Genomic DNA, 18,802 nt, shown 5'->3' with positions numbered 1-18,802 from the left:
TGTGCGAAGGAAAGCCTTAGCTGACATGAATGTCAATAGCCTGCGCGATCGGCGCGATTGAACAATCTGCGCCATGCGCCCACCGGGCTGCCGGACTGGAGCACGCCGCGCCGGAACAGCCGCGCACCGATCGCGATGAAGATCGCCACCCACAGCGCCTGCCACGCGAGCGCCAGGAGATGCGGCCACAGTTCAGGCGCGTTCACGGCGTGCCCGATCATGGCGAACGGCGACGATAGCGGGAATATCTCCGCCGCCCGCGCCAGCCATGATCCGGGATGCGAAACCGCCGCGGAAGCCAGAGCAAACATCCCGATCTGGATGATGGTGATCGGCAGCGACAGCATCTGGATCTCGCGCATGGTCGACGCCTGCGCGCCGACGCTGAGGAAGACCGCGCCAAGCAGCAGATAAGCCATCGCGAAATAGGCCGCGAACAAGAATGCGAAGGCTCCCATCCCCACGCCCGGCGCCATGCTCGCCAGCCCGCCGCCCGGCAGGAAGGTGCTGATCTGGCTCAGCACCACGCCCCAGAAGACGACGAACAGCGCCGCCACGCCGAACATGCCGACGAGCTTGCCGAGGAACACGCTTTCCAGCGGCACCGCGGCGGCCAGCACCTCGATCACCTTGTTGTTGCGCTCCTCCGCCATGGTGCCGACCACCTGCCCCGACAGGAACAGCGTGAGGAAGAATATCCCGAACACCGCGATGAAGGCGGATGCGTCACGGTTCCGCGCGCTCGGCCCCGCGCGCGCGACGATGCTGATCGCCGGGATGGAGCGAGTCGCGGGATCGCGCGCGAGGCGGGTCGCGCGATCCGCCAGCGCGGCGAGATACGCTCCCCCGCGCCGCGCATCGGACGTGCGCATGATGTTCGGTCGATCGAGCGGGCCGGCCATCACCGCGGCGATATCCACATCGGGCGCGGCGAAGGCGGCGCGCGCCTGCATCGCCGGATCGCCCGAGGGCGCGCGAATCTCCAGCGTCGGCGGTTCCGCGTCGGGCGGAAACAGCGGGCGCAGCGCGGCATCCGCCTCACGCAGCAATGCCGCATCCGATGGCGCGGCGATCGCCACCAGATGCGTTCTGGCGGCGGCGCCTGCCGACACGTTCTGCGCACCCAGCCCGCCGATCGCGCCGAACGACCCCATGATGACGGGCGCGAACAGGAACAGCAGGAAGATCGGCGTGAAGACGGTCGCGACGAAATCGCGGCGCGCGATCGTCAACGTCTGGCGCAGGGCGCGGGGCAATGCGCTCATGCCGCATCCTCCATCGCCGCATCGCCGACGATGCGGACGAACGCCTCATGCAAGCCGGGCCGCTCGATCGACAGGCCGGAAATGCCATATCCGCCGTCGATCAGCCGCTTCAGCAACGCCTCGATCCCACCGCCCGGCATTTCGAAGCGCCATGCCTCCCCCGCGCGCGTCGCATCGGGCGGCAACAGCGCGGTGATCCCACCATCGGCGAAATGCGGCGTATAGAGCACCTGCTGCGGCAACAGCGCGCGCGCGTCAGCCACCGTCCCCTCGAACCGCCGCTTGCCGCGCGCGATGATCGAGAGGCGGTCGCACAGCCGCTGCGCGTGCGCCATGACATGGGTGGAAAACAGGATCGTCGCCCCGCGATCGCGCTCGGCGAGGATCAGTGCCTCCAGCCGTTCCTGATTGACCGGATCCAGCCCGGAGAACGGCTCATCGAGCACGAGCAGTTCGGGCCGGTGCACGATCGAACCAAACAATTGAACAAGCTGAGCCATCCCCTTGGAAAGCTTGCGTATCTTCTGGTCGATCGCATGGCCTAGCCCGTTTTCTTCGAGCAGCATCGTCGCGCGTGCCCGCCCTTCGGCCCAGGGCAGGCCACGCAGCGCGCCCATGAAGGCGATCGCCTCCTGCGTCTTCATCGTCGGATAAAGCCCGCGCTCCTCCGGCAGATAGCCGACGAGATCGCTCACCTCGCGCGGATGGCTGTTGCCGAGCAGGGTGCGGCTCCCCTCATCCGGCTCGATGATGCCAAGCAGGGTGCGCAGCGTCGTCGTCTTGCCCGCGCCATTGGGGCCGAGCACGCCATAGATCAGCCCGCGCGACACAAGGAGATCAACCCCGTCGACCACGGGCCGCCCCCCGAAACGCTTGACCAGGCCGCTCGCGGTGATCGCCGGATTATCGCTCACGCATTCACTTTCGTTCGCCTGATCGCGCGGGAATTGTGATCCGCGCCTTACCGCTTTGTGCTAATTATAGGCGGTGTCTGTAAACAATTCTCTTGAAGCGCGGCTGAAGCTGAAGGCCGCCGAACTCGGCTTCGTAGCCTGCGGCATCGCGCTGGCCGATGCCGCGCCGCGCACGGCGGAGCGGCTGCGCGCATGGCTTGCGGAAGGCGCGCATGGCGACATGCTGTGGATGGAGGCGCGCGCGCATCACCGCGAGAATCCCGCCGGGCTATGGCCGGAAGCGCGCAGCGTGATCGCGCTCGGCATGAGCTACGCCCCGCGCGAAGACCCGATGCGCCTGGCAGGCGAGCCGGCGCATGGCCGCATCTCCGTCTATGCGCAGGGCACCGATTATCACGATCTGGTGAAAAAGGCGCTGAAAGCGCTCGCTCGCTGGCTGGTGGCGGAGGCCGGCGGAGACCTAAAGGTGTTCGTCGATACCGCGCCGGTGATGGAAAAGCCGCTGGCGGAGGCCGCCGGGCTCGGCTGGCAGGGCAAGCACACCAATCTCGTCAGCCGGACGGACGGAAGCTGGCTGTTCCTCGGCGCGATCTACACCACGCTGGCGCTCGAACCGGACAAGGCCGGGCGCGACACCTGCGGCTCGTGCGACGCGTGCCAGCGCGCCTGCCCGACCAATGCCTTTCCCGCCCCCTATCGGCTCGATGCGCGGCGCTGCATCTCCTATCTCACGATCGAACATGCCGGGCCGATCCCGGAGGAATTTCGCGCGTCGATCGGCAATCGCATCTATGGCTGTGACGATTGCCTCGCCGCCTGTCCGTGGAACAAGTTCGCCGAGGCGGCGCGCGCCAACCGCGCCTTCGCCCCGCGCGCGGAGCTGGCCGCGCCGCATCTCGCCGATCTGCTCGCGCTGGACGATGCGGGCTTCCGCCAGGTGTTCGCCGGTTCCCCGATCAAGCGCATCGGGCGGGATCGGATGATGCGCAACTGCCTGATCGCGGCGGGAAACAGCGGCGATGCGGCGCTGGCGAGCGCAGTCGCATCGTTGCTCGACGACGCGAACGACGTGGTGCGCGATGCCGCGCAATGGGCGATAGCGCGGCTCGCCCCGCTCCAAACCCGTTCGCCCTGAGCTTGTCGAGGGGCTGCCCTTTTCTTCGGCAAGGAAAAGACAGAGCGTCGACAAGCTCAGCCCGAATGGAAGTTTGCAGCCCGGCGGGCGCCCCGTCTCAGGCCGCCTTCCTGATCTCCAGCCGGTCCCAGATTTCGGCCAGCGCGTCGGTAAGCTCTCGCATCATCGCTTCGTCATGCGTCGGGCCGGGGGTGAAGCGCAGCCGCTCGGTGCCACGCGGCACGGTCGGATAATTGATCGGCTGGACGTAGATGCCATATTCGGCGAGCAGCACGTCGCTGATCTTCTTCGCCTTCACCGGATCGCCCACCATCAGCGGCACGATATGCGTTTCGCCGATCATCACCGGCAGCCCGGCCTCGGCGAACATCGCCTTCAGCTTCGCCGCCGCCGCCTGCTGGCCCTCGCGCTCCGCGGTCGATTGCTTCAGGTGGCGCACGCTCGCCAGCACGCCCGCGACCAGCACCGGGGACAGCGAGGTGGTGAAGATGAACCCCGGCGCATAGGAGCGGATCACGTCGATGATGACCTTGTCGGCGGCGATATAGCCCCCCATCACGCCAAACGCCTTGCCCAGCGTGCCTTCGATGATCGTCAGGCGATGCGCCACCGCGTCACGCTCGGAAATGCCGCCGCCGCGCGGGCCGTACATGCCCACCGCATGGACCTCATCGAGATAGGTCAGCGCGTTATATTTGTCGGCAAGGTCGCAGATCGCCGCGATCGGGGCGACATCGCCCTCCATCGAATAAACGCTCTCGAACGCGATCAGCTTGGGCAGCGACGGATCGGCCGCCGCGAGCAGCTCCTCCAGATGCGCAAGATCGTTGTGGCGGAAAACATGCTTCTCGCAGCCCGCGTTGCGGATGCCCGCGATCATCGAGGCGTGATTGAGTTCGTCGGAAAAGATGATGCAGCCCGGCAGCACCTTCGCCACCGTCGCCAGCGTCGCCTCGTTCGAGACATAGCCGGAGGTGAACAGCAGCGCGCCTTCCTTGCCGTGCAGATCGGCAAGCTCGGCTTCCAGATCAATGTGGTAATGCGTGTTGCCGCCGATGTTGCGCGTGCCGCCGGAGCCGGCGCCGACATCGTGGAGCGCCTCCTCCATCGCCGCGATCACCTTGGGATGCTGGCCCATCGCGAGATAATCGTTCGAGCACCACACCGTGATCGGCTTCGGCCCGTTATGCCCGGCGAAGCAGCGCGCGTTGGGAAAGGCGCCCTTGTTGCGCAGGATGTCGATGAAAACGCGATAGCGGCCCTCGGTGTGAAGCCGGTCGATCGCTTGGTTGAAAACGCGCGAATAGTCGACTGGGCGCGCGTCGCTTTCCTCGGTGCTCATGCCCAGTCGCTTACCTTGGTGTCAGCAACAGCGCCAGCGGAAATCCGCTCGGGGAAAAGTCATCAGAGCCGGTCGACCCGCGAAAAGCCGTAACGCGCCAGCGCCGGGGCCAGCGCCGCCCCGCCCTCGCCCGTGAACACCGCGACATCCTCGGCATTACGCGCGAAATCCTGCCCTTGCGTCAGATAGGCGATGCGCCGCGCGATCCCCGCGCCGCCATCGACGAAGCGCACCGCATGAGGTGCTGCGGCGGCAAGCTCATCCTCGACCAGCGGGAAATGCGTGCAGGCGTTGACGATCACGTCGATCGCCTCCCCGCCCGGCTGATCGAACAGCCCGGCGAGCACGGCGCGATAGCGTGCCGGATCGGTCGCCTCGCCGCGCAATTTGGCCTCGGCGAGTTGCACCAGCTCCGCCGAGCCGTGGCGAATCACCCGGCAATCGGCGGCGAAACGCGCGGCGAGATCGTCGACATAGGCCTGCCGCACCGTGGCTTTCGTGCCGAGCACGCCGATCGTGCGCGTCTCGCTCATCGCCGCCGCCGGCTTGATCGCGGGCACGGTGCCGACGATCGGCAGGTCCAGCGCCTGGCGCACCGCCGCCAGCGCGATCGTCGAGGCGGTGTTGCACGCGATCACGATCAGCCGCGGATCATAACGCTCCGCCAGCCGCCCGAGCAGCGCGGGCACGCGCGCGGCGATTTCCACCTCGCTGCGCGTGCCATAAGGAAAGCCCGCCGAATCCGCGACATAGACGAACCGCGCATCGGGCACCGCCGCGCGCGCCGGCGCCGCGATCGACAACCCGCCCACACCCGAATCGAAAAACAGGATGGGCCGCGCATCGCTCATGTATCGCGCCATTAGGGGGCAAATCCGGCCGCGACAATGCAACCGGCAAAGCCGCGCCGCACGGCGTTGCCCTGAACGGGTTTGGGCCTTAAGCCATCATCCGTCATTTGGGGGATATGGCGCTGGAAACTGGAATCGTCTGGGTAGCACCGGCCGCGGCTTTGCTGATCGGCTATCTGCTTGGCTCCATCCCGTTCGGGGTGATCCTGACGCGATTGTTCGGCGCGGGGGATCTGCGCGCGATCGGATCGGGCAATATCGGCGCCACCAACGTGTTGCGCACCGGGCGCAAGGGGCTGGCGGCGGCGACGCTGCTGCTCGATCTCGGCAAGGGCGCCGCCGCCGTGCTGATCGTGGAGGCGCTGTTCCCCGGCGATGCCGCGCTCGCCGCCGCGGGCGCGTTCTTCGGCCATTGCTATCCGATCTGGCTCGCCTTTCGCGGCGGCAAGGGGGTGGCGACGCTGATGGGCATCGTGCTGGCGCTGCACTGGCAGCTTGGCCTCGTCTATGCCGTGGTATGGCTTGGGCTGCTCGCGTTGCTGCGCGTTTCCTCGCTTGCGGGAATGGCGGCGGCGATCGCCGCGCCGGTGACGGCGGCGGCATTCGGCTGGTTCGATATCGTGCCGCTGCTGATCGCGCTGGCGCTGATCGTATTGTGGAAGCACCGCGCGAACATCGCCCGGCTGCTCGACGGGACCGAACCGAGGGTCGGCGGCGCGCGTGAGTGATGCCGATCGGCTGCGGCTGATCCGCACGCCCGGCATCGGCCCCGTCACCTATCGCCAGTTGATCGCGCGTTTCGGCGATGCGACGCGCGCGCTGGCGGCATTGCCCGATCTCGCGCGGCGTGGCGGTGGCCGCGCGCCTTCGCCGCCAGAGCAGCGCGTGATCGAACACGAGATGCAGCGGGTGAGCGAACTCGGCGCGCGCTATCTGTTTCTGGGCAATGCGGATTATCCCCCGCTGCTCGCCGAACTCGAAAACGCCCCGAGCGCGATCATCGTGCGCGGCGATATCGCGCTGGCGCGGCGCCCGGCGATCGCCATCGTCGGCGCGCGCAACGCCTCCGCCGCCGCGTGCCGCTTCGCCCGCCAACTCGCCCATGATCTCGCGGGCGAAGGCGCATCGGTCGTCTCGGGCCTCGCGCGCGGGATCGACACCGCGGCGCATATGGGCGCGGGCGCGCGCACCATCGCGGTGATCGCCGGCGGGATCGACATCGCTTACCCGCCCGAGAATGCCGCGCTTCAGGAACGGATCGCGCAAGAGGCTCTGCTGATCGCGGAAATGCCGCCCGGCACCGAGCCGCGCGCGCGCCACTTCCCGCATCGCAACCGCATCATCGCCGGGATCGCGGCGGGCACGGTGGTGGTGGAGGCGGCGCCCAAATCCGGCTCGCTGATTACCGCGCGGCTGGCGAACGAGGCCGGGCGCGAGGTGATGGCGGTGCCCGGCAGCCCGCTCGATCCGCGCGCGCAGGGCTGCAATCTGCTGATTCGCGAAGGCGCGATCCTGGTGCAGACCGCCGCCGACGTGCTCGAACAGATCCGCCCGATCGACGCCCGCGCGGTGCGCGCGCCCACCTCGCCATTCGCCGGTGCGCCTCCCGACGATGCCGACGATGCCGCACGGCGCGCCATCGCCGCCCTGCTCGGCCCGGTGCCGGTCGCGGTGGACGAGTTGATCCGCCAGTCCGGCCATCCGCCCGCGATCGTGCAGACGGTGCTGCTTGAACTGGAACTGGCCGGGCGGCTCGAACGTCATGCCGGGGGCCGGGCAAGCCTGGCCTGACGAGCGGAGGAAAGCGGTGGCGCCAGCATGGGTTTCGCGATGGTTCCGGGGCGCCGCGATCTACGGGCTGGTCGTGCTGCTCCCGCAATATTTCCAGACGCCGCCGGCGGGCGCGGAAGCCTTTGCTTATGGTTTCATCGGCACGGCAAGCGCCTTCCAGCTCGCCTTCTGGATCATCGGCGGCGATCCGGTGCGGTATCGCGCGCTGATGCCGGTAGCCGTAGTGGAGAAACTCGTGTTCGCCGCGCCGGTCGCGATCCTGTGCGCGCAGGGCCGCGCGCCGGCCCTGCTCCTGCCCTTCGGCCTGATTGATCTTTTGCTCGGCATCGGTTTTTTGCTGGCGTTCCGCGCCACACCACGCTCTTGACGGGCGCGCCGACACCTCGCCACCCTCGCGCGTACGTGTGAAGGATAAAACGAAGCCACAATGCAGCTTGTCATCGTAGAATCGCCGGCCAAGGCGAAAACCATCGAGAAGTATCTCGGCGCCGATTATCGCGTGCTCGCGAGCTACGGCCATGTCCGCGATCTGCCGCCGAAGGATGGTTCGGTCGATCCCGACGCGGGCTTCGCGATGGAATGGGAAAATTACGCCGACAAGGCAAAGCAGTTGAAGGCGATCGCCGACGAGGCGAAAAAGGCCGACCGTCTGATCCTCGCGACCGACCCTGATCGCGAGGGCGAGGCGATTTCGTGGCACGTGCAAGAGGTGCTGCGGGGCCGCAAGGCGCTGCCCAAGCAGGTGGAGCGCGTCACCTTCAACGCGATCACCAAGGCGGCGGTGACGGCGGCGATGGCGGCGCCGCGCGAACTCGATACCGATCTGATCGACGCCTATCGCGCGCGCCGCGCGCTCGATTATCTCGTCGGCTTCACGCTCTCGCCGGTGCTGTGGCGCAAGCTGCCGGGCGCCAAATCCGCCGGGCGTGTGCAGTCGGTCGCGCTCAGGCTGATCGTGGGGCGCGAGCGCGAGATCGAGCTGTTCCGCGCGCAGGAATATTGGTCGATCACCGCCGCGATGGAGCAGGATGGCACGCCGTTCGCCGCGCGCCTCGTCCAGTGGGAGGGCAAGAAGCTCGATCGCCTGTCGATCGGCGACGAGGGCACCGCGAGCCGCGCGCGCGCCGATGTTGAGGCGGGGCGCTTCGCCGTCCAGTCGGTCGAGACCAAGCCCGCGACGCGCAACCCGCCGCCGCCGTTCACCACCTCCACCTTGCAGCAGGAGGCCGCGCGCAAGCTCGGCTTCTCCGCCAGCCACACGATGCGGATCGCGCAGGGCCTCTACGAGGACGGCGCGATCACCTATATGCGTACCGATGGCGTGCAGATGGACGGCAGCGCCATCTCCGCCGCGCGGCGCGCGGTCGCCGATCGCTATGACGCGAGCTACGTGCCGGATAAGCCGCGCCAGTATCAGACCAAGGCGAAGAACGCGCAGGAAGCGCACGAGGCGATCCGCCCGACCGATTTTTCCCGCGATCATGCCGGCAGCGGCGATCACGCGCGGCTCTATGAGCTGATCTGGAAGCGCGCGCTGGCAAGCCAGATGGCGTCGGCGCGGATGGAGCGCACCACGATCGAGCTGGCCGACGGCACCGGGCGCAACGTGCTGCGCGCGACCGGGCAGGTCGTGCTGTTCCCCGGTTATCTCGCGCTTTACGAGGAAGGCGTGGACGATGCCGAGGGCGATGATGCCCGCCGCCTGCCGCGCCTGCGCGAAGGCGATGCCCCGGCGAAGAAATCGGTCGAGGCCGAACAGCATTTCACCCAGCCGCCGCCGCGCTTTTCCGAAGCCTCGCTGGTCAAGCGGATGGAGGAACTCGGCATCGGGCGCCCCTCCACCTATGCCTCGATCATCCAGACGCTTAAGGACCGTTCTTACGTCCGCATCGAGAAGAACCGCTTCTTCGCGGAGGAGAGCGGGCGGCTGGTGACGGCGTTCCTCGAACGCTTTTTCGAGCGTTACGTGGGTTATGATTATACCGCCGAGCTTGAGGACGAGCTTGACGATGTGTCCGGCGGCCGCGCGCAATGGCAGGCGGTGCTGGAGGCGTTCTGGCGCGATTTCAAGCCGCGCACGACCGAGGTGATGGAGCAGAAGCCGTCGGATATCACCGCCGCGCTCGATCAGTTCCTCGCGCCATATCTGTTCCCCGAACGCGCCGATGGCGGCGATCCGCGCGCCTGCCCGAATTGCGGCGACGGCAAGCTCGCGCTGCGCGGGGGCCGGTTTGGCGCGTTCATCGCCTGCTCCAATTATCCCGAGTGCAAATACACCCGCCGCTTCGCCCAGCCGGGCGGCAGCGAGGGCGAAAGCACCGGGCCGGAAGCGCTTGGCCGCGATCCCGAGACGGGGCTGGAGGTGGAGCGCAAGGCGGGGCGCTTCGGCCCCTATATCCAGCTCGGCGAGGGCAAGGATGCGAAGCGCGCGTCGATCCCCAAGGATATCGGCGAGATGACGCTCGAATGGGCGCTGAAGCTGTTGAGCCTGCCGCGCACGATCGGCGTGCATCCCGATAGCGGGCATCCGATCACCGCCTCGATCGGGCGCTACGGCCCCTATCTCGCGCACGATGGCAAATATGCCCGGCTGCAATCGACCGCCGATGTGTTCGAAACCGGCATGAACGCCGCCGTCGTCAAGCTCGCGGAGGCCGCCGCCGGGGGCGGTCGCGGGCAACGCGGCAGCCGCGAACCACTCAGGGTGCTCGGCGCACACCCGCGCACCGAGGCGGAGATCAAGCTGATGGAGGGGCGTTACGGCCCTTACGTCACCGACGGGACGACGAATGCGACCCTGCCCAAGACGATCGCGCCGGATCAACTCACGCTGGAGGAAGCCGCGCAACTGATCGACGCGCGCGCGGCGATGCCCGCCAAGGGAAAGAAGAAGGCGGCACCGAAGAAAAAGGCGGCGCCCGCAAAGAAGGCAGCGGCGAAAAAGACACCCGCGAAGAAGGCCGCGGCGAAGGAATGACGATCGACCGCCCCGGCCATGTGCCGGGGCCGATCAGGCGCCCGATCGGATGACACGATAAAGCGAGCCGCGATGGCTCGCCGCCGGTTCAGGCCGCGCGTGCCCGCAACATGCCCAGCCAGTCGCGCGCGGCGCGCTGGGCGATCGCCACTTCGCGCGCGCTCATGTCGCCCGCGATCTCCGCACGTGCCGCCTGCGCTGTCTCGTCGCCATTGATCGCGGCGAGATTGAACCATTTATGCGCTTCGATCAGATCGAACTGCACGCCGGCGGTGCCGGTGGAATAAGCCACGCCAAGATCATAATATGCCGTGATCTCGCCGCGTGCGGCATCGCGCAGCCGGCTTTCGATCAGGAAGTTCGCGCTCTTGAGACTGTTGCCCATCTCGCCGCCCCTTTTCGGTTTCAAAAAGAACCGATCCGGGGGTTTGCCGCGCACTCCCTTCAGAAATGGTTAACGCCGTTAAGGGCGTTTATTGACCATCCTCGATCGCGATATTGTCGATCAGCCGCGTCGCGCCCATCCGCGCCGCGGCGAGCAGCCGGCGCGGGCGTCCATCGGCGGGATCGGTATCCAGCGTCTCGGCATCGGCCAGCGCGATATAATCGACCGCGAAGCCCGCCGCGACGAGGTTCGCCTCCGCCTCCGCCAGCGCCGCCGCCACATCGTCTCCACGCCCGATCGCGCGCGCCGCGACGCCGAGCACGCGCGGCAACGCCACCGCCTTCGCCCGCTCCGTTTCGTCGAGATAGATATTGCGCGACGACAGCGCGAGGCCGTCATCATCGCGCTGCGTCGGCACGCCGACCACCTCGATATCGAAATCGAGATCGGCAACCATGCGGCGAATCACCTGCAATTGCTGGTAATCCTTCTCGCCGAAATAGGCGGCGTCGGGCGAAACCTGATTGAACAGCTTGGACACCACGGTCGCCACGCCATCGAAATGGCCGGGGCGTGACGCGCCATCCAGCCCCTCGGTGACGCCCGAAACGCTGACATTGGTGGCAAAGCCATCCGGGTACATCGTCTCCACCGCCGGCAGCCATGCCAGATCGCAACCGGCATCGGCCAGCATCGCCAGATCCGCCGTTTCGCGGCGGGGATAGCGGGTAAGATCCTCGTTCGGCCCGAATTGCCTGGGGTTGACGAAGATCGACGCGACCACCTTCGTGCCCTGACGCCTGGCCGCCTCGACCAGCGCGATGTGCCCCGGATGCAGTGCGCCCATCGTCGGCACGAGCGCCACACGCATTCCCTCAGCACGGAACTCCCTCACCGCATCTCGCAATGCGGCAAGGTCACGAACGGTCAACACTCGATCTTACCCCCTCGTCCTTGACGAACCGGGCTTCTATGGGTGCCTATCCAGGGGATCAACAAGGGATTCGACGAATTGCCCAGCGGTAACGGACAGACTCACGTCATCGTCTTCGCCAATGAAAAGGGGGGGACCGGCAAATCGACCACGGCGGTGCACGTCGCGATCGCGCTGGCGGCACAGGGTGCGCGGGTGGCGTGCCTCGATCTCGATCACCGCCAGCGCACGATGGGGCGCTATCTCGATAACCGTGCCGAAACGGTACGGCGCAAAGGAATCGAGCTGGCCGTTCCGCGCCACGCGACCGGCGACGGGCAGGACGGCGGCAATTTCGAATCGCTGTTCGACGATCTGGCGGACGGCAGCGACTATCTGGTGATCGACACGCCGGGCCGCGACGATCCGGTCGCGCGCGCGGCGGCGACCCGCGCCGATTCGCTCGTCACGCCGATGAACGACAGCTTCGTCGATTTCGACCTGATCGGGCAGGTTCATCCCGAAACCTTCAAGGTCACGCGCCCGAGCTTCTATTCGGAGCTGATCTGGGATGCGCGCAAGGCGCGCGCCAAGGCCGATGGCTCGACGATCGACTGGGTGGTGCTGCGCAATCGCCTCCAGCATATCGAGGCGCGCAACATGCGGCGCGTGTCGGAGGCGCTCGATCAGCTATCCAAGCGCGTCGGCTTCCGCATCATTCCGGGGCTGGGCGAACGCGTGATCTATCGCGAGCTGTTCCCGGCCGGCCTCACCATGCTGGACGCGAAGGAATTCGGCGCCATGGGGCTGGGCCATGTGGCGGCACGGCAGGAATTGCGCGAGATGATGGCCGGGCTGGCGCTTCCCGAACCCGCGCTGCCGCTGTTCGCCTGATGGCGAAGTTCATCCTCGCCCTGCTCGTCGCTTATGCCGGCTGGCGGCTGTGGAAGGATGCGTTCGGCCAGAAACCAAAGCCGAAGCGGCGGGCGGGCGTCGATGCCGGCCAGCAGGCGGCGCGCGCCTTGCTCGGCGTCGGCCCTTCGGCGGATCGCGAGGAAATTCGTGCCGCCCACCGCCGGCTGATGGCCGAAGCGCACCCCGATCACGGCGGCTCCGACGATCGCGCGCGCGAACTGAACGCGGCGCGCGATCTGCTGATCCGGCACGCGGGCTGAGCCAGCGATGTCGCATCGCTTCGCTCCGTCGATCCTGCGCGAATATGACATTCGCGGCGTGGTCGGCGCCACGCTCGGCACCGAGGATGCGACCGCATTGGGGCGCAGCTTCGCCACGCTGGTGCGGCGCGCGGGCGGCAAGGCCGTCGCGGTCGGCTATGACGGGCGGCTGACCTCGCCCGCGCTGGAAGCCGCGCTGACCGAGGGGCTAGTCGCAAGTGGCGGGGATGTCGTGCGCATCGGCCTCTGCCCCTCGCCGATGCTGTATCACGCCGCCGCGACGCTAAAGGTGGATGGCGGCATACAGGTAACCGGCAGCCACAATCCCGCCGGTCACAACGGCTTCAAGATGCTCCACCAATGCCGCCCGATATTCGGCGCGGCGATCCGCGATCTTGCCGCGATGGCCGAGGCTGGCGATTGGGAGAGCGGCGCCGGGCGCGTCTCCGCCGCCGACGTGCTCGACGGCTATGTCCGCCGCGTCGCGGGCGATTGCAGCGGCGCTTTCCGCATCGGCTGGGATGCCGGCAACGGCGCCGCCGGCCCGGCGATCGAGCAACTCGTCAAGCTGCTGCCGGGTGAGCATCACCTGCTGTTCACCGATGTCGACGGCAATTTTCCTAATCATCATCCCGATCCGACCGAGGATGCCAATCTTGCCGACCTGCGCGCATTGGTCGCGGCGAAGAAGCTCCATTTCGGTGTGGCCTTCGATGGCGATGGTGATCGCGTCGGGGTGATCGACGGCGAAGGCCGCGTGCTGCGCGGCGATCAGATTCTCTCCATTCTGGTGGAGCCGGTGTTGCGCGCGATGCCCGGCGCGGCGATCGTGGCGGATGTCAAATCGAGCAGCGCGCTGTTCGATCGGATCGCCGCGCTTGGCGGTCGCCCGGTGATGTGGAAATCGGGCCACAGCAATATCAAGGCGATGATGCGCGAACTTGGCGCGCCGATCGGCGGCGAGATGAGCGGCCACATCTTCTTCGGTGGAGACTGGCTGGGCTTCGACGACGCGCTCCACGCGGCGGTGCGGCTGATCGACGCGGTGCAGGCATCGGGCAAATCGCTCGCCGCGATGCACGATGCGCTGCCGGCGCTGGTCAGCACGCCGGAACTGCGCTTCGCGGTCGATCCGGCGCGCAAGGAGCAGGTGGTGGCGGAGGTCGTCGCCCGGCTGCGCGCCGCCGGCGCGGCGGTGGACACCACCGATGGCGCGCGGGTGTCGGTCGACGGCGGCTGGTGGTTGCTGCGCGCATCGAACACCGAGGATATGCTCACCGCGCGCGCCGAGGCGGGGAGCGCGGATGCCCTCGCCCGCATCGTCGCGGCGATCGACGCGCAACTCGCGCTCAGCAACGTCGCTCGACATGGCGGCTGCGAGGCTCCACATTAGGGCGATGCGTTCCCCGCCCAGTATCATCCGCGTAATCGACCTTGAAACCACCGGCCCCGCCCCGCCCCAGCATGGCGTGTGCGAAATCGGCTGGCAGGACGTGGCGCTCGGGCCGGACGGTCGCTGGGAATTGTCGGGCGAAGGGGGCAACCGCATGGTCAATCCCGGTCGCCCGATGCCGCCGATCACGCAGGCGATCCACCATATCCGTGATGAGGATGTGGCGGATGCGCCATGGTGGCACGATGTCGCGCGGCCAGTTCTCGATCCGTGGCCGCGCCGCATCGCGCTCGCCGCGCACCGCGCCGATTTCGAGCAGGTGTTCTGCACGTCCGCGCTGACGCATGGCGCCGAATGGATCTGCACCTGGAAATGCGCGATGCGGCTGTGGCCGGATTCGCCGAGCTTTTCCAATCAGGTGCTGCGCTACTGGCGCAAGCCGCATGGCCTGATCCACGAACGCGGGCTTCCCGCGCATCGCGCCTTTCCCGATGCCTATGTCACCGCTTTTCACCTGCGCGACATGCTGAACGAGGTGAGCATCGCGCAATTGCTCGAATGGTCGCGCGTGCCGGGGCTGCTGCCGCGCGTGCGCTACGGCCCCGATCGCGGCAAGGACTGGCGCGAGATCGAGGAGGAGAGCCTGATCGGCTTCCTCGGCGATCGCGATCCGGATGTGCGCTTCACCGCGGAAACGGAAATGGCGCGGCGGCGCGGCGGCGGGAACGTCGGGCGCCCCAGCCCCGAGGATCTGCTGCTATAGGGTTGGCTCAACCCGGCAGGAAATTCATCAAATTCGGCTGCCCGGTCCATGCGGTCTGCCCGCCATCCGCGACGATCACCGATCCCGTGACATAGGATGCCGCATCGGAGGCGAGGAAGGCGACCACCTCCGCCATCTCCTCCGGCCGGGCGGCGCGACCGAGCGGGATCGTGTCGTTCCACGCCTGCTCCAGCCCCGCCAGCGCCTTGGCGCGATCGGTGAGCGGGGTGGCGACCAGACCGGGGCATAACGCATTGGCGCGAATCCCTTCGCGCGCATGGTCGATCGCCAGGCTGCGGGTGTAGTTGATGACCGCCGCCTTCGCCGCGTTATAGGCGGTGAAGCCGTAATCCGCCGCCAGCCCGGAAATCGAGGCGGTGTTGACGATCGCCCCGCCCGGCCTTGGCATATGCGGGATCGCGGCGCGGCAGGCGTAGAACACCGCGTTGAGATCGACCGCAATCACGCGTTCCCACTGGGCCGGATCGAGATCGGGGGTGCGCCCGACGCAACCGATGCCGGCGTTGTTGAACAATATGTCGATCCGCCCGTGCCGTTCGACCGCTACCGCCACCGCACGCTCCACATCGGCGCGCTGCGCCACATCCGCCGTCACCGCGATTCCGCTGGTTTCGTCCGCCACCACCTGCGCATGTTCCGCGACGAGATCGACCACGACGAGCTTCGCGCCCTCGCGCGCCAGCAGCCGCGCGGTCGCCGCGCCGATGCCCGATCCCCCGCCGGTGACGAGCGCCACCTTGCCCGCAAAGCGCATCTCTCTCTCCTGCTACGGCTGGTTGATTCACTCGCCGCTTCGCGCCATCATAACTTTCGTTACGGACGCCGGGCAAGCCGGCGCCGCGAGAGGATGGCCGCATGACCGATATGTTGCGTGACGCCCGCGAGGCGCCGCCTGCCCTCACGGCGGAGGATCGTGCCGCATTGGTCGATTCGGTGCGCCGCCTGCTCGCCGACGCTTGCACGGAAACCGATGTGCGCCGCATCATGGAAAGCGAGAGCGGGCACGATCCCGCATTGTGGCGAGCATTGGCCGATCTCGGCGTGGTCGGCCTCACCGTGCCGGAAGCGTTTGGCGGCGCGGCGCTCGGCCCGGTCGAACTGGGGCTGGTGATGGAGGCGACGGGCGCCGCGCTGCTCCCCGCCCCGCTGATCTCCGCCGCGATCGCCGCCACGCTGCTAGACGGCGAGCGGCTTTCCGCGCTCGCCGCCGGAGAAAGCCTCGTCGCGGTGGCCTTCGCCGGCAGCCGCGACTGGACGGGCAGGAGCGACGTGCGGCACGGTGACGACACGCTTTCCGGCACCGCGCGCTTCGTGCCCGACGCCGCGATCGCCGACACGATCCTCGTCGCGATGGACGACGCGGTGTTCACCGTCGCCCGCGCCGATGCCACGATCACCCCCCTCCCCGTGTTCGACCGCACGCGCCGCATGGCGGACGTGGCGTTCCACGGCCCCGCCACCCGCATTGGCGACGGCAACCGCGTGACCCGCGCGCACGACATCGCGATGGTCGCGCTGGCGGGCGAACAGGCCGGGGCCGCGCGGCGCATCATGGAAATGGCGGTCGATTACGCGCGCGAACGCCACCAGTTCGGCCGCGCGATCGGCAGCTTCCAGGCCGTGAAGCATATGGCTGCCGACCTGTTGCTTGAGTCGGAGAGCGCCACCAGCGCCGCGCGCGACGCCGCGCGCCAGCTCAGCGTGGGTGCGCCGATGAAGGATGCCGCGATCGCGCTCGCCGCCTTCGCCTGCGGTGACGCTTTCGTCCGCTGCGCGAAGGATGCGATCCAGATGCACGGCGGCATCGCCTTCACCTGGGAGCATCCCGCACATCTCTATCTGCGCCGCGCGCGATCCGGCGCCCAGCTTTACGGCGACGGCAATCATTGGCGCGAACGCTACCTAAGCGCGCTGGAGGCTCAGGTATGACCGACGAACAACTCAAGGCGGAGGTGGAAGCCTGGCTCGCCGCCAACTGGAAGGGCGTGCCTGCGCATCACGAATCGTTCGGTCGCGATCCGCGCAGCGCGTGGCTGGCGAAAGTGCGCGACGCCGGCTGGGCCGTCCCGCGTTGGTCAAGCGAATGGCACGGTCGCGATCTTTCCAACGATCAGGCGAAGATCGTCGAGCGCGCCTTCGCGGCGGTCGATGCGCCGGGCGCCGGGCAGGATCGCACTAACCTCTGGGCCAATACCGCGCTCGCCCATGCCACGCCCGCGTTCAAGCGCGAGATCGTGCCGAAGCTTCTCGCGGGCGAGGTCGGCATGTGCCTGCTTTATTCGGAGCCGGGCGCGGGCAGCGATCTCGCCGCGGTTCGCACGCGGGCGGACAAGGTGGATGGCGGCTGGCGCATCACCGGGCAGAAGGTGTGGACCAGCGGCGCGATGATCGCCGATTACGGGATGCTGATCGCGCGCACCGATTGGGACGTGCCCAAGCATCGCGGCATCAGCTTCTTCTTCCTGCCGATGAAGCAGGAGGGCGTGGAGGTGCGACCGCTCAGGCAGATCACCGATGAGGCGCATTTCAACGAGGTATTCATCACCGATGCCTTCGTGCCTGACGAAAATCTGCTCGGGCCGTTGAACGGCGGATGGGGCGTGTTGCAGACCGCGCTTGCCTATGAACGATCGGTGATGGGCGATCGCGCGCGCGGCCCGCGTTCGGGCACGGGCGGGCCGAAGGGCGATTATTCGCTGCTCGGGCTGGCGCGCGAGGCGGGGAAGCTCGGCGATCCGGTGATCCGGCAGGAACTGGCGCAGGTGATCGCGTGGCGCGCGCTCAACAAGCTCAACACCGGGCGCGCCAAGGCGGAACTGGCGCAGGGCACCTCCGCGTCGATCATGTCATTGGGCAAGCTCGCGATGAGCCGCATCCTGCACGAGGAAGCGCGCGTCCGCACCCTGCTGCTCGGCCCTGAAAGCCTGTTGCAGGGGCCGGAGCATCCGCGCGCCGAGGACGCCAATTTCCTGACGCTCAACGCCTATTTCACCTCGATCGGCGGCGGCACGGATCAGATCCAGCGCAATATCATCGGCGAGCGCGTGCTCGGGCTGCCGAAGGAGCCGGAGGTCGATCGCACCATCCCGTTCCGAGAGGTGCGCGCAGGATGAGCCGGGCGATCTTCATCAGCGGCGGCGCATCGGGGATCGGCCTCGCCGCCGCGCGCCGCTTCCACCGCGAAGGCTGGACGATCGGCATCGGCGATATCGACAGCACCGGCATGGCGCGGGTGGCGGGCGAACTGGGCGCCTTCACCATATCGCTCGACGTGCGTGATCGCGCGGGGTGGGATGCCGCGCTGGCCGCGTTCGTTGAACGGACCGGGCGGCTCGACGCCCTGCTCAACAATGCAGGGATCGCGCGCTACGGCATGTTCGAGGAAGTGACGCCCGACGAATCCGAGCTTGAAGTCGATATCAATCTGAAGGGGGTCATCAACGGCGTCTATGCGGCGCTGCCGCACCTGAAGGCGACACCGGGCAGCCGCCTCATCAACGTCGCCTCGGTCGCCGGGATCATCGGCTCGCCCGGCCTCGCGGTCTATTCCGCGACCAAGCACGCGGTGCGCGGGCTTTCCGAGGCGCTGGACGCGGAATTCACGCGCCACGGCATCGCGGTATCATGCGTCATGCCGTTCTTCATCGAAACGCCATTGCTCGATACCGGCTCGAAGGGCAGCAACCGCGCGATCCGCGACGGGCTGGGCAAGGCCCCGGTCTATACCCCCGAAGATGCCGCCGAGGTGATCTGGCAGGCAGCACACGGCAGCGAGCGCGAATATATCGTCGGCAAGGCGGGCAGACAGGCCAGCTTCGCGCGGCGCTTCATGCCGGGCCGGTTGCGCAGGCGGATGAAGGCGGCGTTCGGCGGATAG

19 protein-coding genes are annotated in these 18,802 nt (G+C 67.7%); 12 read left to right on the top strand and 7 right to left on the bottom strand.

The genetic code is table 11. From position 1 onward, the window contains the following. Positions 1 to 32: 32 nt before the first annotated feature. Positions 33 to 1,265 (bottom strand): ABC transporter permease, encoded by a 1,233-nt coding sequence (locus tag Q0316_RS15390; protein ID WP_298674183.1) that lies wholly within the window; start codon positions 1,263 to 1,265, stop codon positions 33 to 35. Next, the gene (locus tag Q0316_RS15385; protein WP_298674181.1) at positions 1,262 to 2,179 is read right to left on the bottom strand and encodes an ABC transporter ATP-binding protein; all 918 of its coding nucleotides are present in this window, start codon (positions 2,177 to 2,179) and stop codon (positions 1,262 to 1,264) included. The genes Q0316_RS15390 and Q0316_RS15385 overlap by 4 nt, the downstream gene beginning before the upstream one ends. Before the next feature lie 73 nt (positions 2,180 to 2,252). On the opposite strand from Q0316_RS15385, the gene queG reads away from it, so the two are divergent. Continuing rightward, positions 2,253 to 3,314, top strand: coding sequence for a tRNA epoxyqueuosine(34) reductase QueG (queG, locus tag Q0316_RS15380; RefSeq protein ID WP_298674180.1), 1,062 nt, complete (start codon positions 2,253 to 2,255; stop codon positions 3,312 to 3,314). A gap of 97 nt (positions 3,315 to 3,411) precedes the next feature. Here the strand turns inward: queG and hemA are convergent, their stop codons facing one another. Together hemA and murI are read right to left on the bottom strand one after the other, a co-directional pair. Then, positions 3,412 to 4,656: a 5-aminolevulinate synthase gene (gene hemA, locus Q0316_RS15375; RefSeq protein ID WP_298674178.1), complete on the bottom strand. Its 1,245-nt coding sequence runs from the start codon at positions 4,654 to 4,656 to the stop codon at positions 3,412 to 3,414. 62 nt (positions 4,657 to 4,718) lie between these two features. After that, on the bottom strand, positions 4,719 to 5,507 hold the full coding sequence (gene murI, locus Q0316_RS15370; protein WP_298674176.1) for a glutamate racemase: 789 nt from the start codon (positions 5,505 to 5,507) through the stop codon (positions 4,719 to 4,721). A 116-nt stretch (positions 5,508 to 5,623) separates the two neighbouring features. On the opposite strand from murI, the gene plsY reads away from it, so the two are divergent. From plsY to topA, 4 genes are read left to right on the top strand one after another with little or no spacing between them, the layout of a single operon-like run. Continuing rightward, positions 5,624 to 6,235 (top strand): glycerol-3-phosphate 1-O-acyltransferase PlsY, encoded by a 612-nt coding sequence (gene plsY / locus Q0316_RS15365; RefSeq protein WP_298674175.1) that lies wholly within the window; start codon positions 5,624 to 5,626, stop codon positions 6,233 to 6,235. Continuing rightward, on the top strand, positions 6,228 to 7,298 hold the full coding sequence (gene dprA / locus Q0316_RS15360; RefSeq protein WP_298674174.1) for a DNA-processing protein DprA: 1,071 nt from the start codon (positions 6,228 to 6,230) through the stop codon (positions 7,296 to 7,298). Before plsY ends, dprA begins: the two co-directional genes overlap by 8 nt. A 16-nt stretch (positions 7,299 to 7,314) precedes the next feature. After that, positions 7,315 to 7,665, top strand: coding sequence for a hypothetical protein (locus Q0316_RS15355; protein WP_298674172.1), 351 nt, complete (start codon positions 7,315 to 7,317; stop codon positions 7,663 to 7,665). Between the two features lie 60 nt (positions 7,666 to 7,725). Then, positions 7,726 to 10,275: a type I DNA topoisomerase gene (gene topA / locus Q0316_RS15350; RefSeq protein ID WP_298674170.1), complete on the top strand. Its 2,550-nt coding sequence runs from the start codon at positions 7,726 to 7,728 to the stop codon at positions 10,273 to 10,275. Between the two features lie 88 nt (positions 10,276 to 10,363). Here topA and Q0316_RS15345 read toward each other — a convergent pair whose 3' ends face one another. Together Q0316_RS15345 and panC are read right to left on the bottom strand one after the other, a co-directional pair. Beyond that, a complete protein-coding gene (locus Q0316_RS15345; RefSeq protein WP_298674169.1) occupies positions 10,364 to 10,660 on the bottom strand; it encodes a hypothetical protein in 297 nt (98 codons plus the stop codon). A gap of 88 nt (positions 10,661 to 10,748) precedes the next feature. Beyond that, positions 10,749 to 11,594 carry a pantoate--beta-alanine ligase gene (panC, locus tag Q0316_RS15340; protein ID WP_298674167.1) on the bottom strand — a complete coding sequence of 282 codons (846 nt, stop codon included), beginning with the start codon at positions 11,592 to 11,594 and terminating at the stop codon, positions 10,749 to 10,751. Positions 11,595 to 11,672: 78 nt separating this feature from the next. On the opposite strand from panC, the gene Q0316_RS15335 reads away from it, so the two are divergent. Genes Q0316_RS15335 through Q0316_RS15320 form a run of 4 tightly spaced genes read left to right on the top strand, consistent with a single transcriptional unit; the run spans position 11,673 to position 14,904 of the window. Next, on the top strand, positions 11,673 to 12,467 hold the full coding sequence (locus tag Q0316_RS15335) for a division plane positioning ATPase MipZ (protein WP_298674230.1): 795 nt from the start codon (positions 11,673 to 11,675) through the stop codon (positions 12,465 to 12,467). After that, positions 12,467 to 12,748, top strand: coding sequence for a DnaJ domain-containing protein (locus tag Q0316_RS15330; protein ID WP_298674165.1), 282 nt, complete (start codon positions 12,467 to 12,469; stop codon positions 12,746 to 12,748). Before Q0316_RS15335 ends, Q0316_RS15330 begins: the two co-directional genes overlap by 1 nt. Positions 12,749 to 12,755: 7 nt before the next feature. After that, positions 12,756 to 14,141, top strand: a complete 1,386-nt coding sequence (gene pgmG / locus Q0316_RS15325) for a phosphoglucomutase/phosphomannomutase PgmG (protein ID WP_298674163.1) — start codon at positions 12,756 to 12,758, stop codon at positions 14,139 to 14,141. A 4-nt stretch (positions 14,142 to 14,145) separates the two neighbouring features. Beyond that, entirely contained in the window at positions 14,146 to 14,904 is a 759-nt protein-coding gene (locus Q0316_RS15320; RefSeq protein WP_298674161.1) for an exonuclease domain-containing protein, read from the top strand. Between the two features lie 7 nt (positions 14,905 to 14,911). Here the strand turns inward: Q0316_RS15320 and Q0316_RS15315 are convergent, their stop codons facing one another. Beyond that, positions 14,912 to 15,679: an SDR family NAD(P)-dependent oxidoreductase gene (locus tag Q0316_RS15315; RefSeq protein ID WP_298674160.1), complete on the bottom strand. Its 768-nt coding sequence runs from the start codon at positions 15,677 to 15,679 to the stop codon at positions 14,912 to 14,914. A 101-nt stretch (positions 15,680 to 15,780) separates the two neighbouring features. Between Q0316_RS15315 and Q0316_RS15310 the strand changes: the two genes are divergently transcribed. Genes Q0316_RS15310 through Q0316_RS15300 form a run of 3 tightly spaced genes read left to right on the top strand, consistent with a single transcriptional unit; the run spans position 15,781 to position 18,802 of the window. Continuing rightward, positions 15,781 to 16,854 (top strand): acyl-CoA dehydrogenase family protein, encoded by a 1,074-nt coding sequence (locus Q0316_RS15310; protein WP_298674158.1) that lies wholly within the window; start codon positions 15,781 to 15,783, stop codon positions 16,852 to 16,854. Continuing rightward, a complete protein-coding gene (locus Q0316_RS15305; protein WP_298674156.1) occupies positions 16,851 to 18,038 on the top strand; it encodes an acyl-CoA dehydrogenase family protein in 1,188 nt (395 codons plus the stop codon). The genes Q0316_RS15310 and Q0316_RS15305 overlap by 4 nt, the downstream gene beginning before the upstream one ends. Continuing rightward, positions 18,035 to 18,802: an SDR family oxidoreductase gene (locus Q0316_RS15300; RefSeq protein WP_298674155.1), complete on the top strand. Its 768-nt coding sequence runs from the start codon at positions 18,035 to 18,037 to the stop codon at positions 18,800 to 18,802. Before Q0316_RS15305 ends, Q0316_RS15300 begins: the two co-directional genes overlap by 4 nt.

Origin of the sequence: uncultured Sphingomonas sp. (assembly GCF_937871615.1) — a bacterium.
GTDB lineage: Bacteria > Pseudomonadota > Alphaproteobacteria > Sphingomonadales > Sphingomonadaceae > Sphingomonas.
This window is presented reverse-complemented; position numbering and strand designations above follow the sequence as displayed.